The organism is Streptomyces deccanensis (assembly GCF_022385335.1).
Classification (GTDB): Bacteria; Actinomycetota; Actinomycetes; order Streptomycetales; family Streptomycetaceae; genus Streptomyces; species Streptomyces deccanensis.
On the sequence record NZ_CP092431.1, the window covers coordinates 1,946,621 to 1,971,016 of the forward strand.

The window sequence follows — 24,396 nt, forward strand, 5'->3', positions numbered from 1 at the left end:
GGCCTCGCCCTCACCTCGGTACGGGTACGCCTCAGATCTGGACGCGGTCCGCCACGACCTGCGCGATCTTCGCGATGGCCTCCTCGACGGGGATGCCGTTCTCCTGCGAGCCGTCGCGGTAGCGGAAGGAGACGGCACCGGCCGCCATGTCCTCGTCGCCCGCGATGACCATGAAGGGCACCTTCGCCTTCTGAGCGTTGCGGATCTTCTTCTGCATACGGTCGGAGGAGGCGTCGACATCGACGCGGAGGCCCTGCTTCTTCGCCTCGCCGGCGAACTTCTGCAGGTACTCCACGTGCGCGTCGCCGATCGGGATGCCGACCGCCTGGACAGGCGCCAGCCAGGCCGGGAACGCGCCCGCGTAGTGCTCCAGGAGCACGGCGAAGAACCGCTCGATCGAGCCGAACAGCGCGCGGTGGATCATGACCGGGCGCTGCTTGGAGCCGTCCGGGCCGGTGTACTCCAGGTCGAAGCGCTCCGGCAGGTTGAAGTCGAGCTGGACCGTGGACATCTGCCAGGTACGGCCGATCGCGTCCTTGGCCTGCACGGAGATCTTCGGCCCGTAGAACGCGGCGCCACCCGGGTCCGGGACCAGCGGGAGGCCCTGCTTCTCGGCGACCTGGCGAAGCGTCTCGGTCGCCTCCTCCCACGCCTCGTCGGAGCCGACGAACTTCTCCGGGTCCTTGGTGGACAGCTCCAGGTAGAAGTCGGTCAGGCCGTAGTCACGCAGCAGGTTGAGGACGAAGGTGAGCGTCTTGTCGAGCTCGTCCGCCATCTGCTCGCGGGTGCAGTAGATGTGCGCGTCGTCCTGGGTGAAGCCGCGGGCGCGGGTCAGGCCGTGCACGACGCCGGACTTCTCGTACCGGTACACCGTCCCGAACTCGAAGAGGCGCAGCGGCAGTTCGCGGTAGGAGCGGCCGCGCGCGTCGAAGATCAGGTTGTGCATCGGGCAGTTCATGGGCTTGAGGTAGTAGTCCACGCCCTCGTCGAGCTGCATGGGCGGGTACATGCCGTCGGCGTACCAGTCCAGGTGGCCCGAGACCTCGAAGAGCTTCCCCTTCGTGGCGTGCGGGGTGTAGACGAACTCGTAGCCCTCCTCCTCGTGCCGACGGCGCGAGTAGTCCTCCATGACCCGGCGGATGATGCCGCCCTTGGGGTGGAAGACGGCGAGGCCGGAGCCGATCTCGTCCGGGATGGAGAACAGGTCGAGTTCGTTGCCCAGCTTGCGGTGGTCGCGCTTCTCGGCCTCGGCGAGGAAGTCGAGGTGGGCCTTCAGCTCCTCCTTGGAGGGCCAGGCGGTGCCGTAGATGCGCTGGAGCATCGGGTTCTTCTCGCTGCCGCGCCAGTACGCGGCGGCGTTGCGCATCAGCTTGAACGCCGGGATGTTGCGGGTGGTGGGCAGGTGGGGACCGCGACAGAGGTCCTTCCAGCACAGGTCACCGGTCTTGGCGTCCAGGTTGTCGTAGATCGTCAGCTCGCCGGCGCCGACCTCGACGTCCGCGCCGTCGTCGGAGGAGGCCGAGCCCTTGAGGCCGATCAGCTCCAGCTTGTACGGCTCGTTCGCCAGCTCCTCACGGGCCGCCTCGTCGGTGACGACGCGGCGGGAGAAGCGCTGGCCGCGCTTCTGGATCTCCTGCATCTTCTTCTCGATGGCCTTGAGATCCTCGGGCGTGAACGGCTTCTCCACGTCGAAGTCGTAGTAGAACCCGTCCCGGACCGGCGGGCCGATGCCCAGCTTCGCCTCGGGGAACAGTTCCTGCACGGCCTGGGCCATGACGTGCGCGGTGGAGTGGCGCAGGATGTTGAGGCCGTCCTCGGAGGAGATCTCCACGGCCTCGACGGTCTCGCCGTCCTTCACCTCGTACGCGAGGTCCTTCAGCTCACCGGCCACGCGGGCCGCGACGACGGTGCGCTCGCCGGCGAAGAGGTCGGCGGCCGTAGTGCCCGTCGTCACCACGCGCTCTTCCCGCTCGGAATCGCGTTGGATGATCACACGGACGTCGGACACCGGTCTCTCCTGACTGAAGGGGACCACCTCCGGATTTTCGGAGGTGGTCCCCGAATCGTACCGAGCCGGGGGTGCCCTCTGCGAAACGGTTAAGGGCGGACGTGGTCAGTCCCCTCCGCACGCCTCTTCGAAGAAGGCCGTGATCTCCGCGGTCTCCTGGAGCGACTTCATCAGCCGGTCCCGTTCGGCCTCGTCGACCTGCACGGGGGCGATGCCGTCGGCGTCGGTCAACCGCCGGAAGCCGCCCCGGCTCTCCAGCCTGCCCTGCACCCGGACGGGCAGACCGACGAGGTGGGCCTGGCCGGCGATCCGGTAGGACTCCTCGTCCAGGGTCATCCGGACGTGCGGGACCTCGGCGCCGGCGATGACCCGCAGCCGTATCGTGCCCTCGCCGCGCGCCGCCGACCGGCGCATCCGCACCACGGCCCCGGTGATCCGCACCGGCATCGGGGGTTCGGCGCGGAGGTAGCGGGCCCCGGCCTCGCGCAGCACGGGCAGGTCGCCCGGGGAGAACTCGACGGGGTCGGCCCGTGTCGCACCGCCCTCGGGGACCCCGGCGGCGGGCGCCCAGTCGACGGCGACGCGGGCGCCCTCGGTGCCGCGGACCAGGGCGACGAGGGCCTCGGTCAGCTCGTGACTGACCCCGGCCTCGACGGCGCCGTCGAAGGCGTCCATGCCGCCGGTGGCGCGCTGGTAGTCGATGGCCTCGCGGGCGGCGTACAGCGCCTGGTGGAGCCGTAAGGCCAGGGGGCGGCCGGTGGCGACGGGGACGAAGGCGGTCAGTCGGCGGCCGCCGGGGGCCGCACCGACGAGGACGCCGTCGAGCGAGGCGGCGGCGGGCAGGCGGTGCCGGGCTCCGTGGTAGCCGGCGCGGGCGCGGGTGGCCAGGGCCGCCGCGAGGAGCATCTGACGGGCGGCGGAGCGCAGTTGGTCCTCGACGACCCAGGAGGCGGTGCCGAGGGGGCCGGTGGGGACGTCGCGCCACCAGTGGATCTCGTCGCTGGGCAGGGTGAGGGCGATCAGGACGTCCCGCGCGGCGGGCGAACCGCTGCGGGACAGTGCCGTGAGCGCCTCGCCGAGCAGGTCGTCGCTGTCGGGGAAGGCCCGGTTCTCCGGTACGAGCAGGCTCATGGCCCGTCCGGCCGGCTCGGGCGGGGTCCAGCGCCCGTACCGCCCGGCGGCTCCGCCGCGCCGCTGCCATCCGTGCCGTCGCAGCAGGGCGCCCAGCACGGCGGGGTCCACCTGTGCGGGGTCGGGCGGCTGGGTCCAGGTGGGTTCGACGGGGTGGGGCCGCGCGGGACCCGCGGGCTGGTTGATGGGGCGGCGCGCGGACACGCCCGCGGTCCGCGGGCGTGGGGTGTCGTCGATGGGGCCGTGGGTCACGGTCTGCCTCCCGTTCCGACCCGCGTCATGATCTCGCAGAGCGCTCGGTCGTCGAAGATGCGCGAGGTCGGGACGCGCACGGTGGTGCGGCGCCGACCGGTGATCGGGTGTCCGGCGAGGTTGGTCCAGTAGCAGCAGTGCCGCAGGTCGAGCCGGTCGTGGCCGGCCCGCAGCCACTGCTCCTGCGACCGGGGGACGATCATCACGACGAGGATCTTGTGCACCGAGACGGGGGTGCGGGCGAGCTTCGCCAGGTGGTCGTTGTCGAGGGTGAAGGAGAAGGAGCGGCCCGGGGGGTTCGGCGCGAGCTGGTAGGTGGCCTTGAGCTGCACCTTGATGGTGACCTCGTCGTCGACGGTGTGGCCGGGCGAGCCGTGACTGACGTGCCAGTCGATGCCGTTGTCCGGAAAGGGCTGGGAGAGGGAGCAGCCGGCGGCGGCCGCCACGGCGTGCAGATAGCCCACCTGCAGGGTCTCCATGCAGGCGGTGATGGCGAGGGAGCCGCGGAGCGGTGCCGCGTGCTCGGGCAGCAGCCCGCCCCGCTCGGGCTGCGTTATGGCCATGACCAACAGCCTTCCCCTACAGGTGTTTCCCCGTGCCGGGCCCCTGAACTGCGCAGACCCGTACTTCTGTTGTCTCCGTCCGGCGTACGGCGCAAACAGCCCGGGTATCACCAAACTGGCAGAAGACGGGACGTCAGCTGCCGTGGGTGAACGAGGAGTTGTGGACACATGACGTGTTGGTACGAGGGACCCTTGGCGGCGTTCGACACGGAGACCACGGGCGTGGACGTCGAGACCGACCGGATCGTGTCGGCCGCCGTCGTCGTCCAGGACGCGCCCGGTACCCGCCCCCGGGTGACCCGGTGGCTGGTGAACCCGGGCGTGCCGGTGCCCGCCGCGGCGACGGCGGTGCACGGGCTGACGGACGAGCAGTTGCAGCGCGACGGCCGGTGGCCGGCGCCGGTGATGGAGGAGATAGCCAGGGCGCTGGCCGAGCAGGCGGTGCGGGGCCGTCCGCTGGTGGTGATGAACGCGCCGTTCGATCTGACCCTGCTGGACCGGGAGTTGCGACGGCACCGCGCCTCGTCGCTGGACCGCTGGTTCGAGACGACACCGTTGCGGGTCCTCGATCCGCGGGTCCTGGACAAACACCTGGACCGCTACCGCAAGGGTCGGCGCACGCTCACCGATCTGTGCGCGCACTACGAGGTGTCCCTGGACGGCGCGCACGACGCGGCGGCCGACGCGCAGGCCGCGATGGACGTCGTCCGGGCGGTGGGCCACCGTTTCGCGACCCGCCTCGCCCGCCTCTCCCCCGCCGAACTGCACACGTTGCAGGCCGTGTGGCACGCGGCCCAGGCGCGCGGTCTGCAGGCCTGGTTCGCCCGCAGCGGCACGGAGGAAGCGGTGGACCCGGCGTGGCCGTTGCGCCCGGATCTGCCGGCCGCCGCGGCATGAGAAAGGCCGGTCCGCAGCTGCGGACCGGCCTTTTCCCGGTGGGCGATACTGGGTTCGAACCAGTGACCTCTTCGGTGTGAACGAAGCGCTCTCCCACTGAGCTAATCGCCCGGGAACGGAGTGAACAATACAGGTCCCGGCGGGTCTGGTTCAAACCGCTTCCCCGGCTGCCGCGAGATACGCGAGGAGCCCTCGTCGTCCCGCCCGCATCATCAGCGCGTGGTTGGCGCGGAACACGGGCCGGCCCGGTACGGCGAGCTGTCGCAGCAGGGGCTTGGAGACGTCGACCTCCTGGTCGTAACGGGCGAGCGTGCCGGTCCCGTCGGCGGTGAGCGTCCAGCGGGCCCAGCCGTCCACGTCACCGGCCATCTCGATCTCCAGGACGCCGGCCGCCCGGTCGCGCCGTACCTCCCGCGCGGTGAAGGCGAGGTCGTACGGGAGGACCGAACGGATCCGGACGGTGCCGGTGGTGTCGTCGATCCGGGTCACCTCGCGGACCTGCGGCCACCAGTGCGGGTAGTCGTCTACGCGCTGGAGCACGTCGTACACAGCCGTGGGGCGGGCGGGCAGGTTCCAGTGGCTGCGGAAGCGGTAGTGGCACCAGTCCATGGTCGGATTCTGCCTGCACAGGGCCGGTTCACACGGGAAGTGAGTACGTCCTGAGTATCCGCGCTCATGTCGTACGCCGTGACGCGGGCCACACTCCGGTGCATGACGTCCTTTCCGTCCCCTGCCGAGGAGTTGCGGGTCCTCGACGCCGAACTGCGGCACCTCGACGCCCGCCGCGCCTTCCTGCTGAGCCGCCGCGCGTGGCTGGTCAACGCCCTGTACGCCGCCGCGCCCGGGCCCACGTCCGCCGCGCCGCCCGTACGGCGCCCCGAGGCGTCGGCGCCTCGCGTCCAGAACGTGCTGCTGGTCCTCGGGGGTGTCCTGCTGACCGTCGCGGCGATCGCGTTCACGCTGGTCAGCTGGGGGCACCTGGGCATCGCGGGCCGGGCGCTGGTGCTCGGCGCCGTGACGGTGGCCGCGCTCGGCGCTCCCGTACTCCTCCTCCGGCGCGGCCTGCGTTCGACGGCCGAGGCGGTGGCCGGCCTGGGCCTCGCCCTGACCGTCCTGGACGCCTACGCCCTGCACGAGGTCGCGTTCACGGGCGCGGACGGCACGGGATACGCGGCGGTCGCGGCGGCGGTGCTCGCGACGGTGTGGACGGCGTACGGGCTGGGCCTCGCCGCGCTGCCGACCGGGGTGGCGGGGTCCGGCTCGACGGCGCCCCGCACCGCCCTGGGTCTGCCGCTCCCGCTGGCCTTGGTCGCCGCTCAACTCCCGCTCCTCCTCTGGTCGTTCGCGGTAGACGCGAGCGTGGAGACGGTCACGGCGGTGCTGCTGGTGACAGCGGCCGCCGACACCGCGATCGCGCTCCGGGCGCCCCTCAAGCCGGTACGGATCGTCGCCGTGGTCGGCGCGTGCGGCTGGGGCGCCTGGGGTGTATTGGCGGCCGGGTGGCTCTCGTGGGCCGCCGCCGGCCCGAGCGCCGCCGCCCGTGCGGCGGCGCTCCTCGCCCTCGCGGCGGCGATCGCCCTCACGACCGCCTGGCTCGCCCCGAAGCCCGCCCTGGCGCTCGGCACCGCCCTCACCAGCGGGCTCGTCGCGGTGGCGGGACTCGGTGGCCTGGCCCGCGCGGTGCTGCCCGAGGTGTGGACGGTCCCGGCCCATCTCCTCTGCGGGATTGCCCTGTTGACAGCCGTACGGGCACAGGCCCCCGAGCCCGTACGGCGTGGTCTCGTCCACGCCTCCGCCGTCGTCCAGGGCTTCGCGCTGGCGACCACGGTGCCGGCGGTGGCGATCGCGCTGCTGGGGCCCGTCGGTCTGCTGGAGCGGATCTGGTCCGGCCCGCCCTCGGACGCCCGCGCGGCCGTGACGTTCGACGCTCCGTGGCCCCCGAACACGGCGACCGTCCCCCTCGTGCTCGCCGCCGTCGCCGGGGTACTGGCCCTGACCGGACGCACCACCCCGTGGCGGACCCCGGCCCTGGTCGGCGCCTCGGTCCTCGCCTGGGCGACGGTCCTGGTCCTTCCGGCGGTCCTGGAACTGCCGTACGCGGCGGGGCTGGTGACTCAGGGCGTACTGCTGGTGGCCACGCTGGCCTTCGCCGGCCTGGCACGGTCGGCGGCCCCCGAGCAGCCTCAGCCGTCCACGGTCCCCACGGAATCCGTGGCATCCACGGCATCCACAGTGTCCGATGGTCTTCGGTCGCCGCTGCCGCTCGCCGGCACCCTCCTGGCCCTGGTCACCTCGGTGAGCCTGGTCCTCCACTCCCTGGCCACCGAACCCGCGACCCTGATCGCCCTCGCGACCTCGACCGTCCTGTTCGCGGCGGCGGCCTGGCGCACCGACCTCGGTGCCCTGGCCGCGCCCGCCTCCCTCGTCCATGCCACGGCCCTGAGCTGCGCGATCGGCGCGTCCGTCGGCTGGCAGCCGCAGCACACCGCCCTGCTCGTCCTGACCGTCCCGGCGATCGCGGCCCTGGTCGCGGCACGCCTCGCGGACTCGCCCATGACGATCCCGGTCGAGGCGACCGGCGCCGCCGCCGGCCTCCTGGCCATCGCTCTCTCGGCCACGCACCCGCCGCTGCTCGCCCTGACCCTCGCGCTCTGCGGAGTGATCGTCACGGGCCGAGCCGTACGCCCGGACCGCCGTCACCTCACCTATCTGGCCGCCGCGCTCTTCGTGACGGCGTCCTGGGTACGGCTGGCCGTCTGGGAGGTCGGCTCACCGGAGGCGTACACCCTGCCGGTGACCCTCCCCGCCCTGCTCGTCGGCCATCTGCGCCGGCGCGGGGACCGTACGGCCTCGTCCTGGACGGCGTACGGGCCGGGACTCGCCGTCACCCTCGTCCCGAGCCTCGTCGCCGCCTGGGCCGACACCCATTGGCTCCGCCCGCTCCTGCTGGGCAGCGCCGCCCTGGCCGTCACCCTGCTGGGCGCCCGCCACCGCCTCCAGGCCCCGCTGCTCCTCGGCGGCGCCACCCTCGCCCTGGTCGCCCTGCACGAACTGGCCCCCTACATCGCCCAGGTCGTGGACGCCCTCCCCCGTTGGGTACCTCCCGCACTCGCCGGTCTGGCCCTGCTCGCGGCGGGTGCCACCTACGAACAACGCCTGCGCGACGCACGCCGAGTGCGGGAGGCGCTAGGAAAACTCACATGAACCTCCTGAGGAGCGCCCCCGTAAGGGGCGCGGGGAACTGCGCGATCAGCCCCGACGATCCCGCAGTTCCCCACCCAGCCCAGGCACCCCACCCCCCGGCTCCCCCAGCGGAGCGCTACGGCATCTTGTCGCCGACCAACGCCAGGTTCTGGATCGCCGCCAACCCGTACAGCGCCGTCGCGTTGGTCGACACCCACGCCGCCTCGCTGCCCGGTACGAGCGCCGTCGGCCCCTCGATCTTCTTCGTGGACCAGTCGGTCGACTCCTTGTAGTCCCAGGTGTCGGCGCTGTTGTAGAACTGCCGCCACGCACGGGCCGCGAGCTTGTCGTCCTTCAACTGCACGGCCGCGTACGCGTCCTGGCGCGAGTGGCCCTGGAAGAGCAGCAGCGTCCCGAAGTTGGAGCCGTAGCGGGCGGCCTGTTCCGCCTTGGTCGCGTTGAAGTAGCGGCAGTAGTCGAGCCACGCCTCCTTGAACTTGGGCATGTCGATCTGGTCGAGGAGTTCCGCGCACATCTCGACCAGGCCGAACATCGCCGACAGGTGCGAGACCCCGACGACGGGCTTGTCGGCGACGGCGAACTTGCCGGTGTCCAGGTCGTACAGCCCGGTGCCCTGGACGAAGCCGTTGGGCTGGGCCGCGATCGTCTCCATGGTCGACAGCACGCGGGCCTTGGCCTTCTCCCACTTGGGGCCGCGCCGCTCCCACTCGGTCAGCCAGGCCGACACCAGCCCGGACCAGTCGGTGCCGAAGCCGATCGACAGCGCGTTGCGGTCGGGCGTGTAGGGCTCGGTGCGGATCTTGCGGATGGGGTCGAGGACGAGGAACGTCTCGTCGGAGTCGACGTTGGCGTGCATGAGGTCGCCGACGCGTTCGTCGGCGGTGAGGAAGTAGTAGTAGCGGCGGTACGTGGTGTTGGCGATCCGCTGCTGCTTGGCGCTGTCGGCGTAGTGCTGGACGCCGTGGCGGGTGCCGAGACCCGCCCACTTGCCGAGGTGGTAGACGTCGACCTCGCCGGTGTGGCGGGTCATGGCCTCGGCGAAGCGGAAGATGTCGGCGCGGCCGGAGCGCATGTACGCGAACCACAGCCACAGGTCGGGCGAGAGCTCGGAGTTGTCCCAGGCGTAGCCGCCGACGTCGTAGCACCACTGGTGACGGCTGGGGTCGTAGCTGTGCATGATGTCGCCGTAGTCCCAGAAGCCGTACCACCGGCGCATCTCCACCTGGTCCTTGTAGTAGGTGAAGAGGAAGTCGAGGTGGTCCTCGATCTTCGCCTTGGCGGCGGTGGACCGGTCGGGCTCGGAGAACAGCTTGCCGAAGACACCCGCCTTGATGAGCTGCTTGGGCGGGGCGGCGAGCTGCGCGGGCGTGCGGACGGCCCGGACCTGCTTGGCCATGTCCTCGGCGGCGGGCGTGGATTCGTGGGCCCAGAAGAGCAGTTCGCTGGTGCGGGCGATGCCGTACGGGGTGCCGAAGCCGGGCTCGTAGTCCTCGTAGGTGATGTTGAGGCCTTCGAGCTGCTCGGGATAGGTGTCCTGGCCCATGCCGTCGTGGTAGAAGCGCAGGTCCATGGGCTGCGCCTCGGGCGACCAGAGCCAGAGGGTGACCTCGGCGGTGTCGGTGTGGGCGTCGCGGATGTCGAGCTGGGCGGGGAACTTCTCCCAGAAGTCCCGCAGGCCGAAGGCGAACCCGCCGGACGCGCCGCCGACGTACCCGAAGCCGCTCGCCCTGCGGCCGCCGCCGGCCGGGATCCAGCCGTGGCCCTTCTTGGTGCGCTTGCGGACCCCGAAGCCGTCGGCGGACAGCTGCGAGAGCGTGTAGTCGCCCCACTCGGGGATGTACTGCAGGCGGCTGGTGACCCGCTGGTCCCACGTCGAGGGGTCGGGCAGCTTCTTGCCCTCGAACTGGGCGGTGCGCACGGCCGCCCCGGGGTCGCGCCGCAGTCCGGTGACGCCCTTGACCGCCTCGCGCAGCAGACCGGTGCCCTCGCCGCCGATCCGGATGTGGCGGTCGTACGCGGCGTCGCGCATCGGGACCTTGAAGCGGACGCCGATGCCGCGGATGAAGTCGCCGCTGGCCTTACCGGGTTCCTGGGTGCCGTCGAAGGTGATGGTGTGCACCATGCGGAACGACTCGGCACCCGCGTAGAAGTAGAGCCGGATCGAGAAGGGCAGCCAACTGCGGCTTCCCTTGCGGTGCTTGCCGTCGATGCGGACGACCGCGCGGACCGGGCCCTCCTGCTCGACCTCGACCTCACCGATGACGCTCTCGAAGCGCTCGTACTTCTCCTCGCCCTGGTCGCCGTCCTCGATCTCCGGCTGGCGCAGCAGCACCAGACGGCCGGTGTGGGCGATCTCGGTGGAGCCGCGCCGCACGGACTTGACCAGCGTGGAACCGGACTTGCCGATCTTCGCGGTGATCACGCCGGTCGAGACGTCGATGGTGCCGCCGCTCTTGTCGACGGTGACCTTCTTCTCCGGGGCGGTCGGCGTGCCGGCGGCGAGGGTGAGCTTGCCGGAGCCGGCGCCCGCGCCCACCGCGTGCGCGGTCCACTTCACGGAGCCGTCGGGCCAGTAGCCGATCGGCCAGGACTGGACGGGGATGTCCTTGCCGTCCGCGTCCGTCACGGAAAACGACTGTTCTTTTTCGTAGGCGCCCTTCGGCCACGGCACACCCACGGTCGAGCCGGGAGCGGCGCCGAGTCCGCCGTCCTCCAGCCAGTCGAGGGTCACCGGCTCGGCCTCCGCGGCCTCGGCTCTGGGCGCGGCCTGCGCGTTCGAACTCCCTAGGGCCCAGCTGACCTGCGCTGCGGCTCCTGCGACGGCGGCCGCCTTGAGAAGGGACCTGCGGTCGATGGGGGACATGGCCTTTCCTTTCCGAACGGGAAGTCGTGCGTGCGGGTAGTCAGGGGCATGGCAGAGGGAGGTGCGGCGCCCCGGAGGCGCCGACCTGGTGCGATGCATCGCGGTTTCGGTCAGCGGCGGCGCCGGTACCGCTCCTCCACGGCGACGGCCGCCGCCGCGACGGCCCCGAGCACGGGGACCGCGAGCGGCGCGACGAACCAGGCGGAGCAGGCCACCACGGCCAGTCCGCCGACGAGGAGAAAGGATCCGGCGGGGTCGAGCACGGTCCGCCTCCCGGCCGCGCCCAGCAGGGCCCGCCAGGTGGCCCCGGGTCGCCAGACCGCCGCCGCGCGGAGTCCGGCGACGGCGGCGCCGATCAGCGCGAGGACGCCGATCACGCCGACCAGCGGCCCGCCCGGGACTCCGGCGCGCACGGCCTGGACATCCACCCAGACCGCCGCCAGCGCCCCCCATCCGGCGAGCCCGACGAGCCAGCCGCCGCGCACCGCCGCCCGAAAGTCGGCCAGGAACTCCCGCCAGCCGCCGCCCTCATGGGCCGTACGGCGTCGCAGGTGCCGGGAGCCCGCGGCGAACGCGGCGGGGTAGGTCACCAGCGGCAGCGAGGCCAGCGCGATCCACACCCCGGTGAGCAGACACTCGGCGAACAGCGCGAACCGTTCGGCGAGCAGGGACTCCTCACGGGGTGGGGCCTGCTTCGCACGGTCGTGGGCAGGGGTGCGGGTGCGGAGGAGGGCCATGGTCGGTCACCTCAGCCCTTCAGGCCGGACGTGGCCATACCGTCGATCAGATAGCGCTGGAAGGCGAGGAAGAACGCGAGCACCGGCAGCAGGGCCACCAGCGACATCGCGATCATGCCGCCGTAGTTGGCCACGGCGTCCTGGTCCACGAACATCTTCAGACCGAGCGACACGGTGTACTTGTCGGGCTCGTTCAGATAGATCAACGGCCCCATGAAGTCGTTCCAGGCGTTGATGAAGGTGAAGATCGCGCTGGTGATGAGCGCGGGCCGGGACAGCGGCAGCACGATCGACCAGTAGATCCGGAAGTGCCCGCAGCCGTCGAGCCGGGCCGCCTCGTCGAGCTCCTTGGGCAGGTTCCGCATGAACTGCACCATCAGGAAGACGAAGAACGCCTCCGTGGCCAGGTATTTGGGGAGCAGCAGCGGGGTGTAGGTGTTGATCATGTCCATGTTGCGGAACAGCACGTACTGCGGGATCAGCAGGACGTGGTACGGCAACAGGAGCGTGCCGATCATCAGCGTGAAGAGCAGATTGCGGCCGGCGAACTTGATCTTCGCGAAGGCGTACGCGGTCAGCGAGCAGGACACCAGGATCCCGACCACCGAACCGAGCGCGAGCGTGAGCGAGTTGACGAAGAAGGTGGAGATCGGGATGTCGGCGATGCCCTCGGAGAGCCGTGTGTAGTTGCCGATGATCGGGTCGCTAGGCAGCAGATCCAGGCTGCCGACGATGTCGTCGCTGTTCTTGAAGGAGCCGCCGATCACCCAGATCACCGGGTAGAGGATCACCGCGAGAATCAGCAGCGACCCTAGGTGCCAGGCGAGCGAACCGGGCAGCTTGCGCCGGAGCGCTCCCGACCCACCGGACGGGGCCGGCGCCGGGGCGATCTCGGTGGCCTGTGCGCTCATCAGGCGCCCTCCTCGTAGTGCACCCAGCGCTTCTGGGACCAGAACAGAACCGCCGTCACCAGGGCGACCCCGACCAGCAGCACCCAGGCCATGGCGGAGGCCAGGCCCATCCGGCTGTTCTCGAAGCCCTGGACGTACAGATAACAGGTGTAGACCATCGAACCGTCGGCCGGACCGCAGGCACTGCCTCCGGCGCCGCCGCCGACGATGTACGCCGAGCTGAAGATCTGGAAGGAGTGGATCGTCTCCAGCAGGACGTTGAAGAACAGGACCGGGGAGATCATCGGCAGGGTGATGTTCCAGAACCGCCGGAGCGTGCCCGCCCCGTCGACCTCGGCCGCCTCGTACAGCTCGCGCGGGACCTGCTTGAGACCGGCGAGGAAGATCACCATCGGGGCACCGAACTGCCAGACGGTGAGCGCCACGAGGCTGTAGATGATCAGGTCCGGGTCGCCGGTCCAGCCACCGACGTCGATCCCGAAGAGCTTCTGCGTACGGTCGACGATGGCGTCGTCCGAGAAGATCGCCTTCCACACGATCGCGATGGAGACGCTCGCCCCGATGAGCGACGGCGCGTAGAAGGCGGCCCGGTAGAAGGCCTGACCGCGCCGCTTCTGGGCCAGCAGCAGCGCCACACCGAGAGCGGCGATCAGCTTGATCGGCGTACCGACGGCGACGTACCAGAGCGTCACCTTCACCGAGTTCTGCCAGCGCGGATCGTCGAACATCTCGGAGAAGTTGTCGAGGCCGATCCACTTGGGCGCGTCGAACAGGTTGTAGTCGGTGAAGGCGAAGTAGAGCGAGGCGATCATCGGGCCCGCTGTGAGCAGCAGGAACCCGGCGATCCAGGGGGACATGAAGAGATAGCCGGCCAGGGTCTCCCGGCGGCCCCGCCGCTTGAGTGCGGCGGGGCGCGGGGACTTGGCCGGACGCTGCCTCGGCTCGGAGTCCTTGGTGAGGTCCTCCATCGCGGGGGCGTGTGTCACGGCGGTTCCCATCAGCTGCCGAGAGCCGTCTTCGACTCGGTGAAGAACTGCTTGACGGCGTCGTCGACGGACCGCTTGCCGAGGGCGAGCTCTTCGGCGATGCGCATGAACGCGGACTCGCAGATGTCCGCGCCGTTCGGGTGCGGGGTGATGGGCTCCAGGACGCCCGCCTTGACGAGGGACTCCTCGTACTCGGCGATGGCCTTGTTGACCGGGTCGGTCGGCTTGAACGCGTCGTACTGGGCCTGCGTCGCGGGCACTCCGCGGTCGTAGCCCATGATCTCGGCGACCTCGGGCTCGTGCACCATGAAGTTGATGAACTGCGCGACTTCCTTGGGGTGCTGCGTGCGCTTGGACGCGCTGAGCATGAGGGAGCCGAGGTACTGGCCGGTCTTCTTGCCGTCGGTGGTCGGGATGGGGGCCAGACCGTACTCGCTCTTGCCCTCGGAGGTGTAGCGGACGGTGAAGTTGTCCCAGGTGAACTCACCGGCGGCGAGTTCCGCGGCGACCGCCGACTTGGGCTTGGTCTGGGCGACCTTCTTGGGGTCGGCGTAGATGCCCTCCTTGATGCCCTTCTCCGCCTTCGTCCACCACTGCTTCAGATCCGACTCGGTGAAGCCGAGCCCGTCCTCGGTGAAGAACGCCTTGCCGTTCTGGCGCAGGTAGAGGTCATAGAGGTACATGACGCCGTACATGCCGCTGTCGCCGGCCCGTCCCGCCTTGTCGCGGATCTTCTTCATCGCCGCGTCGAAGTCGTCCCAGGTCCAGCCCTGCTCCGGCTTCACTCCGGACTTGGTGTAGACGGGCTTGTCGATCACGAGGGCCATCGAGTTGGAGCCCACCGGAATGCCGAGCAGCTTGCCGTCGACCTCTCCGAACTTCTCCAGGCCGGCTCTGAAACCGTCCAGGGAGAGGTTGCCCGCCTCGACCTGCGCGCTGAGATCGAGCAGCACATTCTTCGCGTCGTATTTACGCAGGAAACCGATGGCATTCTGGAAGACATCCGGGGGATTTCCGCCGGAGGCCTGCGTGTTGAACTTCTTCCAGAAGTCGGGATAGACCTGGAAGTCCGTCTTCACCTTGATCTTCGGGTACTTCTTCTCGAAAAGCGCGATGGTCTTCTTGATGCGCTCGGCGCGGTCCTCGGCGCCCCACCACGCGTAACGGATCGTCACCGTCCCGTCCCCCGACGACCCACTGTCGCCCCCACAGGCCGTGGCCGTGGCCCCGAGTCCCGCGACGGCCAGTGAGGCTCCGGCCGCCTTGAGGACCGTCCGCCTCTCAACGTTCCTGTTTTGCTGCATGGTTGAGCCTCCCCGCGACGCTGCGTCCCGCGCCATGAATCGTTTCAAGTAAGCGCTTGCTGGCACAAGGTACGGAGACCCTCAGGAGACGTCAATGATTCGGACAGGATTTGATGGAAAGCGGAGTCCGGGCCTTGCCGGGCGAGGCGGCCTCGCAGGTGACGGCAGGTCAACCGAAAGCGCAGGTAGGCGAGTTGCGGCCGACGGGCCGAACGCCGACGGGGCCGCCAAGCGGCTGCCGGACGAGGCTGAAAGGAGTCAGCGGAGCGCGGCTCGTCCGCCGCCCCCGAACCGCTTCCGGAGCACGCCGGCCCGACCGCGCACGCATGCCGTCACGGGACCGAGAAGGGCCGGATCCGGTCAATCGGAGTGAGGGCCCGGGGCGGGTACCCAGGCCGCGCACGAATACCGACCGCCCCTCCCCGTACCCCGACCCGAGGAAGACGGCGGATCCGGACGCCACTCCGAACACCCCCGGACCACCACCACGCAAAGCGACCCGGCCCACGTTTCCGTGGACCGGGTCGCCATCATCCGGTGGGCGATACTGGGTTCGAACCAGTGACCTCTTCGGTGTGAACGAAGCGCTCTCCCACTGAGCTAATCGCCCGGACGCAGGAAGAACATTACCCCATGTCAGGGGGTGCCTCCGACCACACCCACAATCCCCGGCGCCGCCCCTGCGGGACTCACTGGTTCTTGATGTTCCAGGGCATCTCGAAGCCGAACTTCCAGACGTAGAAACCGACGAGGCCGGCCACGATCACCAGGCCGATCGACGTCAGAATGATGTTGCGGCGGCGCACCTTGGGGTCGAGGGCGCGCTGGGTGGCCTCGGTGACCTTCCGCTTGGTCCAGCGGAGCACCAGTTGGGCCCAGACGAATTCGGTCGCCCAGATCGCCATGCCGCCGAAGATCACGACCCAGCCGGGGCCGGGCAGCACCAGCATGAGCACACCCGCGATCACCACCGCCAGACCGACGACGAAGATGGCCACCTGCCAGCTCAGGTGCAGCATCCGGCGCGCTCTGACGAATTCCGGCGCACGGGATCCGAGCGGCGCCTCGTCCTTGGCCACATCGGCCTCACTGTTCGCTACGTTGGTGTCACTCTTCGTTCCGTCGGCCGCCACGGCGACCTCCCCCGTTCCGTAACTCCCCGTATCCATACGGCCAAACCCTACCGGAGGGAAACCGGTCACCGGAATGGTCGTACCCACAGAAGACGGTCTCGGCCGGATGAGCTACCAAAAGCGACGCAAAACTCCCAGAGGGGTTTACAACGGCACCGTAGGTGGCATGTCGATTTCGCCGACGTGCGAATCCCCGAGCGCACACTGAGCGAAAGGCCTTGGCGCTTATGAACACCACGGTCAGCTGCGAGCTGCACCTGCGCCTCGTTGTGTCGAGCGAGTCCTCACTGCCCGTTCCCGCGGGACTGCGGTATGACACGGCCGATCCCTATGCCGTGCACGCCACCTTCCACACCGGAGCAGAGGAAACGGTCGAATGGGTGTTCGCCCGCGACCTCCTCGCCGAGGGCCTGCACCGGCCCACCGGCACCGGTGACGTCCGTGTCTGGCCGTCGCGCAGTCACGGCCAGGGCGTCGTGTGCATCGCCCTGAGCTCCCCGGAGGGCGAAGCCCTTCTCGAAGCCCCGGCGCGGGCCCTGGAGTCCTTCCTGAAGCGCACAGACGCCGCCGTGCCTCCCGGCACGGAACACCGGCACTTCGACCTCGATCAGGAGCTCTCGCACATCCTGGCGGAAAGCTAGGGCGCGAGGCCCCCAGAGTCGCCCGGCGCCGTCCACTCGGGGAGACGGCTCGGGCCAAGACAACCGAATACGGCTTCAGGCCGACCCATCGACGCCGTCGTCGCGGACCTCCGCGCGGCGGCGTCGCCGTGCCGTGGCCGCCGCGGGGGCCTCGGCACGTCCCGGGGTCCTCGTCCCGGGTGGGCCGGGCCCGGGCACCAATCGGCTTGCTGGCCCGTTCCGGCTGTACAGGGGCGTTCCAGGGATGCCCCAGGACGGTCCACACCGGTCCGCCGCCCCGCCGAGCCATTACCATCGGCCAGCATCGGCGGGCGCCCGCCCGACCCTCGCAGGCCAGGGAGCGAAACGTGCTGATCACCCACGACACCCGGTGTTCCCTAGACGCCGTGGTCGATCTGGTGAACACCGCGCCGGAGAACGACACGGCGACCGACGGGCTCGCGACCGTCGCGGCGCTCGCCGACTTCGTACGAAGGCACGACATCAGCGATGTCGGAGTGCTGTCGGAGTTCGACCTCGCGGCCGTGCGCCGGGTCCGTGGGCGGTTCGCGGAGGTCTTCGCCGCCGCCGACGCCGCCTCGGCCGCCTCGGTCATCAACGAGCTGGTCGCCGCGGCGGGCACCACCCCCCGTCTCACCGATCACGACGGCTACGACTGGCACGTGCACTACTTCGCGCCCGGCGCCTCGCTGACCGACCACCTCTCGGCGGACTGCGGCATGGCACTGGCCTTCTTCGTGGTCGCCGGGGAACAGGAGCGGCTGCGCCGCTGCGAGGCGCCCGACTGCCGACGCGCCTTCGTGGACCTCTCCCGCAACCGCTCGCGCCGCTACTGCGACAGCCGCACCTGCGGAAACCGCCTGCATGTGGCCGCCTACCGGGCACGCCGCAAGGAGGCGGCGGGCTGAACGAGCCCGCCGACCCGCGGCACGGGTGGGCGTACGGGGGCTGACGGAGCCCTCGACGGGTGACGTCAGGGGCTCCGTTTACAGCTCACAGCATCAGCAGGTCGTGCAGTGACGCCATGAGCAGCAGGCAGCCGATCACCGCTAGGAAGATCATCAGCGGTGGCTGGGAGAGCGCGAAGAGACAACCTCGTCGCTCCTCTGGTGGGGCGGCGGTGTCGCTCTGTGTTGTGTCCAGCATCTCGCCGCGATGATGACGCAGCGGAGCCCCTTCGCGCGATCAACCCACCCGGAATGACGGAGAGTTCGCCAATATCCACAAGGTAGGGAGCGAACGTGATCATTTCGTCGCCGCTGCCCGACCTTCTGTGTCGTTTCAGTCCGCGCCCCCTCGGGGCGGCCGGAGGCCGTGCCGGCGCGGTCAGATGCCGTGCTTCTTCAGGATCGCCTCGATGTCACTGAAGTCGTCCGCGCCGGACGCGCCGGAACCCGCCGACCGAGGTGCCGCCGCCGGGCGGCCCGCCGGCCGTGCGCCCTGGCCCAGCGAGGGGGCCGAGGCCGTCGGGGCTATCGCCTCGGTACGGGAGGCCTTGGCCTCCTTGCGTTCCTTGCCGGTGACCCCGCGGCGCCGCTCCACGGCGCGGGTGGTCATGAACAGGAACCAGGCGGCGCCCAGCACACCGAAACCGGCCCACGCGGTCGGGCTGAACGCGGTGTCGGCCACCCATTCGACGACTCCGGTCATCACCAGGCCGAGCGGCACGAGCGAGTAGGCGGCGATCCGGGTCGCCCGGAGGAAACGCTTCCGATACGCCGTGATCGCGGCGATGCCCAAGCCTGCCGCTGCGACTGCGGCACAGACTGTCTCGGCAATCATCCGGTCCTCCAGGCGGTGCTCGGTCGGGCGTTCGTGGTGCGTCCCTTCCATCCTGCACCGCCACGCGCCCGATATGCCACGGTCCGGGGAGACCTCAGGGACATCTCCGGGTCGTCTCGGGGTCGGGGCGCCGCCGCGGGCCGCACTCGGCCCACGTCCGGCGCGGCCCGCGAAGCTGGGAGACTGATCCCATGAGCGACTCCTCCCCCGTGCCGTCCGCCGTCGTCCTGGACGTCTGGTGCGAACTCCAGTGTCCCGACTGCCGCGACGCCCTCGACGACATCCGCGCGCTGCGGGCCCGCTACGGCGACCGGCTCGACGTACGGCTGCGGCACTTCCCGTTGGAGAAGCACAAGCACGCCTTCGCCGCCGCGCAGGCCGCCGAGGAGGCCGCGGAGCAGGGGCGGGCGTGGCCGTACGTCGAGGCCGTGCTCGGCCGGGTCGAAGAGCTGGGCCGGTCCGGGGAGCCGTTCCTCGTGGAGGCCGCCCGTGAACTCGGCCTGGACGCCGAGGAGTTCGACACGGCGCTGATCGACGGACGGCACATCCTGATCGTCGACGCCGACCAGGCCGAGGGCAAGGCGATCGGTGTGACCGGCACGCCCACGTACGTCATCGGCGGCGAGCGTCTCGACGGCGGCAAGAGCCAGGCGGGGCTGCGCGAGCGGATCGAGGAGATCGCCGACCGCCTGCTGGCCGAGAGCACCTGACCGGCGGGGCGGCCGACGCCAGCGACTGTCCGCGGGCGACCACCGGGGCCATCGGTCGGCTGTCGTGAACCGGCTCGCAGCGCAGCGCCTGAGCCGTCGGGTGAGAGGGGCGACGGCGAGGCAGCGGGCGGAGAGGGGTGCAGGGCGGGCCTCACGCCCCACGACTGTCACGGACCTCGCGCCCCGGAGAGATCGCGGACCTCGTGCCCCACGGAGGTCGCGGACCTCGTGCCCCACCGAAGCCGCGGACCTCGTGCCCCACGAAGTTCAGAGCAGCGGCTTGGAGAGGTGGTACGCGGTCGTCTCGTAGCCGAGGGAGTCGTAGAGGCATTCGGCCCGGAAGTTGCCTGCGAAGACGTTGAGCGCGATGGCGGGCTTTCCGGCCGCGATCGCCTGGGCCTCGGCCAGCAGCATGAGCGTACGGCCGTGTCCCCTGCCCCGGTGGGCGGCGTCCGCCTCCACGTCGTACACGGAGGCCTTGTCCTCGGTCAGCCACAGCCAGAGGGTGCCGACTCTGGTGCCCTCGTGCTCCAGCACGCTGCACAGGCTGTTCGCGGAGGCCACTCCCTGCGGGAGGCAGCGCTCGTAGTCCAGGGCGGCCTTCGCGTACGCTTCCGCCTCGGGCACGCCACGGGTGATCAAGTCCTGGGCGTAGCCCTCCAGCCCGGCTTCCTTCCACGGCCCGTACTCGGCCTCGGTCATGGGTCTGCCCCTGCTGCCCTCGGGCAGTTCGGGCGGGGTGGTCCCGAGGGTCTTGCTCATGCCCCGGTTACGCAGGACGTAGCCGAGCGCCTGGGCCAGCCGCAGGGCGGGCTCGGCGTCGGCCGGGACGGACACCTCGATGCGCCGGCAGCCCCAGCCGCGGGCCACCTCCTCGGCGGCGAGCGCCGCCACGGTGGCCCGGCCTCGCCGCCGGTCCGGTTCGTCGATCCGCAGGTCGAGGATCCGCGCGGCCGTGGACCCCGGGTCGGGGCGCGTGGCGAGGTGTATCTCGCCGACGGGACGGCTGTTGACACACACCTGGTAGCGACGCGAGCGCGTCCCGTCGGCGGCGTGCTGAAGCGGCTCGATGGGCCGCAGGGTGGTGGTCATCAGGGGAGTTCTACCCGCCACAGCGCGTCGAGTCTGCCGAATATCTTCGGCGTTCGCGGGTCCGGATCCGGTCGTCAGGAGCAGGTGGCCGGATCACGGGTCCAGGTCGTCGCCCGACCGCTCGTCGAAGACGCGCATCGCCTTGGCCGTCACCGGGCCCGGGGTGGCCGACAGCTCGCGGGCGTCGACGCGGTGCACCGACTGCACGTCGCGCAGGCTCGACGTCAGGAACACCTCGTCGGCGTGGTCCAGGACGTCCAGGGGCAGGTCGGTCTCGCGGGCGCCGGTCCACTCGACGACGAGGGCGCGGGTGATGCCCGCGAGGCAGCCGGAGGCGACCGGTGGGGTGTGGATCTCGCCGTCGAGGACGACGAAGACGTTGGAGCCCGTGCCCTCGCAGAGCCGGCCCACCGTGTTGGCGAACAGCGCCTCGGTGGCGCCCTGTTCGTGGGCTCGGGCGAGGGCGACGACGTTCTCGGCGTACGAAGTCGTCTTCAGGCCGGTGAGGGCGCCGCGCTCGTTGCGGGTCCAGGGGACGGTGATCGTGGCGGTGGAGTCGGCCCGCCGGGCGGTCTCGCCGAGGGCCACGACGAGGGTCGGGCCGTGGTCGCCGCGGTCGGAGCCGAGCGGGGACAGGCCGCCGGTGTAGGTGATGCGCAGTCGGCCGAGCGCGATCGGTTCGGCCTCCAGGACGGCGGCGCAGGCGCGGCGCACCTCGTCGAGGTCGGGCTCGGGCAGACCGAGTCCGCGGGCCGAGCGGGTCAGCCGGTCGAGGTGGCGGGTCAGCGCGAACGGCCGGCCCCCGACCGCCTTCACGGTCTCGAAGACGCCGTCGCCCACGGTCAGTCCGTGGTCGAGGACGGAGACACGGGCGGAGTCGATGTCCTGCAGTCCGCCGTCGAGCCAGATCTTCACGTAAGGGTCCTCCCACTCGCCTCGTACGTTCCCGACGCTACCGCGAGCAGCCGGGCGGCCTTCAGCTCGGTTTCGCGCCACTCCGCCTCGGGGTCCGACCCCCAGGTGATGCCCGCACCGGTGCCGAAGCGCAGTTCGCCCGCCGCGCGGTCGATCCAGAAGGTGCGGATGCCGACGGCCAGCTCCGCCGTGCCCCGGTCGGCGTCCACCCAGCCGACGCCTCCGCAGTACGGGCCGCGCGGGGCGGTCTCCAGGGCGTCGATGATCCGCAGGGCGCTCGACTTGGGCGCTCCGGTGACGGAGCCGGGCGGGAAGGCGGCGCGGAGCAGTTCGGGCCAGCCGGTGCCGTCGCGCAGGTCACCTCGTACCAACGAGACCAGATGCACCAGCCCCGGATGCTTCTCGACCACGCAGAGGTCGGGGACGGTCACGGTGCCGGTGGCGCAGACCTGTCCGATGTCGTTGCGGACCAGGTCGACGATCATCACGTTCTCGGCGTAGTCCTTCTCCAGGAGGTCCGCCTCGGTGCGTCCGGTGCCCTTGATCGGGCCGGACTCGACGACACGGCCGTCGCGGCGCAGGAAGAGTTCGGGTGAGGCGGTGGCGATCTCGACGCCGTACGCCGGGAGGCGAATCGTTCCTGCAAAGGGGGCCGGGTTGCCGCGGGCCAGCAGCGCGGTCAGGGCGTCCACGTCGGCGTCCGGCGCGACGGGTGCGGACAGCACCCGGCACAGGTTCGCCTGGTACACCTCCCCGGCCGCGATGTGCTCTCGGATCCGGCGCACGCCCGCCGTGTACGCGGCGCGGTCGAGCGAGGACGTCCAGTCGTCGGGGCGCGGCCCGCGCCACTCCCCCGGCACCGGCGCCGGCGCGGGTTCGCGACGTACGTCACTGAAGCGCGCGCACACCAGACCGCCCTCGTAGTCCGCGCACACGGCCCAGAAGCCGGAGGAGTCCAGGGCGGCGGCGTCGCTGGTCACATCGGTGAGACCGGTGGCCACGAGGTTGCCGAAGCGGGCGAGCGGAGGGAGGTCGGGCACGCAGCCGAGTCTAGGACGGGTGCCCCGCGGGCGGGCCCGGCCGGGTCCCGGACTGGACGCACCGCAGCACGCTGCACAAACGCGTTTTTGTACTGGCCCCGGAATCCGCTAGAGTTCAACTCGTCGCCGGGACGCGGAAGCGAAACGGAAACGACAAGCGGACGTAGCTCAGTTGGTAGAGCGCAACCTTGCCAAGGTTGAGGTCGCCAGTTCGAACCTGGTCGTCCGCTCGCAGGAACGTGGGGGATCTTCACGGACCCCCGCACTCCTGGTGGAGTGGCCGAGAGGCGAGGCAACGGCCTGCAAAGCCGTCTACACGGGTTCAAATCCCGTCTCCACCTCCAAGGACGATTAGCTCAGCGGGAGAGCGCTTCCCTGACACGGAAGAGGTCACTGGTTCAATCCCAGTATCGTCCACTGAGGCCTGAGGGCTTCCGGAGCCGTACGGCTTCGATCCCGCGCGATTAGCTCAGCGGGAGAGCGCTTCCCTGACACGGAAGAGGTCACTGGTTCAATCCCAGTATCGCGCACGCAAGATCCACAGTCCCCGGGCTGTGATCCCGAGGACGATTAGCTCAGCGGGAGAGCGCTTCCCTGACACGGAAGAGGTCACTGGTTCAATCCCAGTATCGTCCACACGCACCGAGCCCCTGGCCGTCTCGTACGGTCGGGGGCTTCGTCGTGTGCGCGGGGCGCTGGGCGCTCTGCGCTCTGCGCTCTGCGCTCTGCGCTGTGTGCTGTGTGCTGTGTGCTGTTGTCGGTGAGCGGAGGGCGCGGATGCGCCCCGCGCCTCAGCTGGAGAACAGCATGTGGCCGAAGCCCCGGTTGTGGTGGCCGTGGTGGCCGCCGTGGTGCCCACCACCGTGACCGCCGTGCGGAGCGCCCCAGGCCGGGGCATTGTGGCCGCCGCCCGCCGGGTACTGCGGGGCGGCCGGCGGCGGCGGCACGCCGGGGCCGCCCGCCCACTGGCCCTCCAGGCGGGTCAGGGCCTCCAGCTCGCCGTAGTCGAGGAAGATCCCGCGACAGCCGCTGCACTGCTCGATCTGGACGCCACTGCGGTTGTAGGTGTGCATCGGCGCATGGCACTTCGGACACTGCATGTGCATGGTTCGGGTCAACTCCTCGCCGTTCGGTCCTGCTTCGCGTTACGCCAGGACAGACACTGTCCGGCTGCGGTCGGTTGCACCCTACTTCGGGAAAGGCTCCACCAACTCCGGCGGGATGCTTCCCATTCGGTCACAAGCGTCCACAACGGACTGCTGCGCGTCGTCGAGAGGGTGTCCGGAGGCGGTGGACTTCGCGATCGCCAGGGCCGCGGTCTGCACGGTGAGTGCGCGGGCCGGTACATCCAGTACGGGCCAGGGTTCGCCGTGTGCGGGGAGCGCGGGGCCGTCGGCGCTCCGGTACGCGGTGAGGAAGCGGGACCAGTCGTCGGGGTGCAGGAGGCCGCAGGCGTACCAGGCGGCCGGGCGGGCGAGGTCCCAGGTGGGGACGCCCACGCCCAGGTCGTCGACGTCGATGAGGCGCCACGGGCCGGTGGTCGCGGGGTGGCGGACCAGTTGGCCGAGGTGCAGGTCGCCGTGGCAGAGGGTGGTCGTATCCGGCATGGGGGTCTCGGACCTGGCCCAGGCGGGGAGGGTGCGCCAGGCGCGGAGGATCGGTGCCGTGGCGGGGTGGTGGGGTGCCGCGGCTTCCAGCCGGGCGACGGCCTGGGCCGCCTTGGCCGGGCCGCGCATGGGGGGCAGGCCCGGGGGTGGGGGCTGCCGGTGGAGGCGGGCGAGGAGGGTGGCCGCCTCCTCCCAGGGGGCGGCCTCCGGGGTGTCGGGGTCCACGGGGGTGCCGTACGGCCAGAACGTGACGAGGCGGTCGTGGAGGGGGGTGGGGGTGGTGTAGAGGGGCGCCAGGAGGGTGTCGGGGTGGGAGGCGGCGACGGTCAGGCGGAGGGCCAGGTGGGTGGGGTCCGTGTCGGGGGCGTGCGCCTTGGCGACGGTGTTCGCGTGGCGGACGACCGTGCCGTCGGCGCGTTCCGCGAGGACCGTGTCGGGGTGGGTGCAGGGGGTGGATTCCGGGTGGGCCGTGCCGCGTAGTTTCGCCTTGAGGGCGGGGAGTACGGCGGGGGCGGCCGGGTCGGTGGTGGTCATGGGTCCCCCTGGGTTGGCGTACGGCGCTGGCGTCGAGCCTACGGTTCGGGTGCGCCTTGCCGGGGTCGGCCGGGGGAGGTTCCGCT

Annotated in this window: 22 protein-coding genes and 7 tRNA genes; 10 read left to right on the forward strand and 19 right to left on the reverse strand. The window is 70.8% G+C overall.

All coding sequences use genetic code 11. The annotated features are described in order from the left end of the window. Positions 1-31: 31 nt before the first annotated feature. The 3 genes from thrS to L3078_RS08680 all read right to left on the reverse strand — a co-directional run bounded on the left by thrS (position 32) and on the right by L3078_RS08680 (position 3,954). The gene (gene thrS, locus L3078_RS08670; protein ID WP_239752478.1) at positions 32-2,008 is read right to left on the reverse strand and encodes a threonine--tRNA ligase; all 1,977 of its coding nucleotides are present in this window, start codon (positions 2,006-2,008) and stop codon (positions 32-34) included. 105 nt (positions 2,009-2,113) lie between these two features. Beyond that, the gene (locus L3078_RS08675; RefSeq protein WP_420864164.1) at positions 2,114-3,343 is read right to left on the reverse strand and encodes a hypothetical protein; all 1,230 of its coding nucleotides are present in this window, start codon (positions 3,341-3,343) and stop codon (positions 2,114-2,116) included. Between the two features lie 44 nt (positions 3,344-3,387). After that, complete coding sequence (locus tag L3078_RS08680) at positions 3,388-3,954, reverse strand: DUF4365 domain-containing protein (RefSeq protein WP_239752480.1); 567 nt, start codon at positions 3,952-3,954, stop codon at positions 3,388-3,390. Positions 3,955-4,122: 168 nt separating this feature from the next. On the opposite strand from L3078_RS08680, the gene L3078_RS08685 reads away from it, so the two are divergent. Then, entirely contained in the window at positions 4,123-4,851 is a 729-nt protein-coding gene (locus L3078_RS08685; RefSeq protein WP_239752481.1) for a 3'-5' exonuclease, read from the forward strand. Positions 4,852-4,890: 39 nt separating this feature from the next. On the opposite strand, the gene L3078_RS08690 is transcribed toward L3078_RS08685, so the two are convergent. Together L3078_RS08690 and L3078_RS08695 are read right to left on the reverse strand one after the other, a co-directional pair. Next, positions 4,891-4,962, reverse strand: a tRNA-Val gene (locus tag L3078_RS08690). A 39-nt stretch (positions 4,963-5,001) separates the two neighbouring features. Next, complete coding sequence (locus L3078_RS08695; RefSeq protein ID WP_239752482.1) at positions 5,002-5,460, reverse strand: SRPBCC family protein; 459 nt, start codon at positions 5,458-5,460, stop codon at positions 5,002-5,004. 102 nt (positions 5,461-5,562) lie between these two features. Here L3078_RS08695 and L3078_RS08700 point away from each other — a divergent pair, with 102 nt between their 5' ends. Next, positions 5,563-8,055 carry an SCO7613 C-terminal domain-containing membrane protein gene (locus L3078_RS08700; protein WP_239752483.1) on the forward strand — a complete coding sequence of 831 codons (2,493 nt, stop codon included), beginning with the start codon at positions 5,563-5,565 and terminating at the stop codon, positions 8,053-8,055. A 115-nt stretch (positions 8,056-8,170) separates the two neighbouring features. Here the strand turns inward: L3078_RS08700 and L3078_RS08705 are convergent, their stop codons facing one another. The 7 genes from L3078_RS08705 to L3078_RS08735 all read right to left on the reverse strand — a co-directional run bounded on the left by L3078_RS08705 (position 8,171) and on the right by L3078_RS08735 (position 16,025). Continuing rightward, a complete protein-coding gene (locus tag L3078_RS08705; protein ID WP_239752484.1) occupies positions 8,171-10,918 on the reverse strand; it encodes an exo-rhamnogalacturonan lyase family protein in 2,748 nt (915 codons plus the stop codon). Between the two features lie 110 nt (positions 10,919-11,028). Then, positions 11,029-11,655 (reverse strand): hypothetical protein, encoded by a 627-nt coding sequence (locus L3078_RS08710; protein ID WP_239752485.1) that lies wholly within the window; start codon positions 11,653-11,655, stop codon positions 11,029-11,031. An 11-nt stretch (positions 11,656-11,666) separates the two neighbouring features. After that, positions 11,667-12,566 carry a carbohydrate ABC transporter permease gene (locus tag L3078_RS08715; RefSeq protein ID WP_239752486.1) on the reverse strand — a complete coding sequence of 300 codons (900 nt, stop codon included), beginning with the start codon at positions 12,564-12,566 and terminating at the stop codon, positions 11,667-11,669. Further along, positions 12,566-13,564 carry a carbohydrate ABC transporter permease gene (locus tag L3078_RS08720; protein ID WP_239752487.1) on the reverse strand — a complete coding sequence of 333 codons (999 nt, stop codon included), beginning with the start codon at positions 13,562-13,564 and terminating at the stop codon, positions 12,566-12,568. The genes L3078_RS08715 and L3078_RS08720 overlap by 1 nt, the downstream gene beginning before the upstream one ends. Continuing rightward, entirely contained in the window at positions 13,564-14,856 is a 1,293-nt protein-coding gene (locus L3078_RS08725) for an ABC transporter substrate-binding protein (RefSeq protein WP_239752488.1), read from the reverse strand. Before L3078_RS08725 ends, L3078_RS08720 begins: the two co-directional genes overlap by 1 nt. 538 nt (positions 14,857-15,394) lie before the next feature. Then, a tRNA-Val gene (locus L3078_RS08730) sits at positions 15,395-15,466 on the reverse strand. Between the two features lie 79 nt (positions 15,467-15,545). Further along, positions 15,546-16,025: a TIGR02611 family protein gene (locus L3078_RS08735; protein ID WP_239760250.1), complete on the reverse strand. Its 480-nt coding sequence runs from the start codon at positions 16,023-16,025 to the stop codon at positions 15,546-15,548. Positions 16,026-16,216: 191 nt separating this feature from the next. Between L3078_RS08735 and L3078_RS08740 the strand changes: the two genes are divergently transcribed. Both L3078_RS08740 and L3078_RS08745 read left to right on the forward strand, forming a co-directional pair. Beyond that, positions 16,217-16,630: an SsgA family sporulation/cell division regulator gene (locus L3078_RS08740; protein WP_004002642.1), complete on the forward strand. Its 414-nt coding sequence runs from the start codon at positions 16,217-16,219 to the stop codon at positions 16,628-16,630. Positions 16,631-16,977: 347 nt separating this feature from the next. Further along, complete coding sequence (locus L3078_RS08745) at positions 16,978-17,538, forward strand: CGNR zinc finger domain-containing protein (protein WP_239752489.1); 561 nt, start codon at positions 16,978-16,980, stop codon at positions 17,536-17,538. An 85-nt stretch (positions 17,539-17,623) separates the two neighbouring features. Here L3078_RS08745 and L3078_RS08750 read toward each other — a convergent pair whose 3' ends face one another. Further along, positions 17,624-17,776 (reverse strand): hypothetical protein, encoded by a 153-nt coding sequence (locus tag L3078_RS08750; protein WP_189785967.1) that lies wholly within the window; start codon positions 17,774-17,776, stop codon positions 17,624-17,626. Between the two features lie 180 nt (positions 17,777-17,956). Further along, on the reverse strand, positions 17,957-18,412 hold the full coding sequence (locus L3078_RS08755) for a hypothetical protein (protein ID WP_239752490.1): 456 nt from the start codon (positions 18,410-18,412) through the stop codon (positions 17,957-17,959). A 191-nt stretch (positions 18,413-18,603) separates the two neighbouring features. On the opposite strand from L3078_RS08755, the gene L3078_RS08760 reads away from it, so the two are divergent. Continuing rightward, complete coding sequence (locus L3078_RS08760; RefSeq protein WP_239752491.1) at positions 18,604-19,122, forward strand: DsbA family protein; 519 nt, start codon at positions 18,604-18,606, stop codon at positions 19,120-19,122. 267 nt (positions 19,123-19,389) lie between these two features. On the opposite strand, the gene L3078_RS08765 is transcribed toward L3078_RS08760, so the two are convergent. The 3 genes from L3078_RS08765 to L3078_RS08775 form a co-directional block, all read right to left on the reverse strand. Continuing rightward, complete coding sequence (locus tag L3078_RS08765; RefSeq protein ID WP_239752492.1) at positions 19,390-20,214, reverse strand: GNAT family N-acetyltransferase; 825 nt, start codon at positions 20,212-20,214, stop codon at positions 19,390-19,392. 93 nt (positions 20,215-20,307) lie between these two features. Continuing rightward, the gene (locus L3078_RS08770) at positions 20,308-21,129 is read right to left on the reverse strand and encodes an aminotransferase class IV (protein ID WP_239752493.1); all 822 of its coding nucleotides are present in this window, start codon (positions 21,127-21,129) and stop codon (positions 20,308-20,310) included. Then, positions 21,126-22,169, reverse strand: a complete 1,044-nt coding sequence (locus L3078_RS08775; protein WP_239752494.1) for a chorismate-binding protein — start codon at positions 22,167-22,169, stop codon at positions 21,126-21,128. The genes L3078_RS08770 and L3078_RS08775 overlap by 4 nt, the downstream gene beginning before the upstream one ends. A gap of 157 nt (positions 22,170-22,326) precedes the next feature. Between L3078_RS08775 and L3078_RS08780 the strand changes: the two genes are divergently transcribed. From L3078_RS08780 to L3078_RS08800, 5 genes are all read left to right on the forward strand, one after another. Then, positions 22,327-22,399, forward strand: a tRNA-Gly gene (locus L3078_RS08780). Positions 22,400-22,439: 40 nt separating this feature from the next. Next, positions 22,440-22,513, forward strand: a tRNA-Cys gene (locus L3078_RS08785). Position 22,514: 1 nt separating this feature from the next. Beyond that, positions 22,515-22,586 (forward strand) — tRNA-Val (locus L3078_RS08790). A gap of 41 nt (positions 22,587-22,627) precedes the next feature. Next, a tRNA-Val gene (locus L3078_RS08795) sits at positions 22,628-22,699 on the forward strand. A gap of 34 nt (positions 22,700-22,733) precedes the next feature. Further along, a tRNA-Val gene (locus L3078_RS08800) sits at positions 22,734-22,805 on the forward strand. A 155-nt stretch (positions 22,806-22,960) separates the two neighbouring features. Here L3078_RS08800 and L3078_RS08805 read toward each other — a convergent pair. Both L3078_RS08805 and L3078_RS08810 read right to left on the reverse strand, forming a co-directional pair. Further along, entirely contained in the window at positions 22,961-23,269 is a 309-nt protein-coding gene (locus L3078_RS08805) for a TFIIB-type zinc ribbon-containing protein (RefSeq protein WP_239760251.1), read from the reverse strand. Positions 23,270-23,356: 87 nt separating this feature from the next. Continuing rightward, positions 23,357-24,310 (reverse strand): phosphotransferase family protein, encoded by a 954-nt coding sequence (locus L3078_RS08810; protein WP_239752495.1) that lies wholly within the window; start codon positions 24,308-24,310, stop codon positions 23,357-23,359. Between the last annotated feature and the right edge of the window lie 86 nt (positions 24,311-24,396).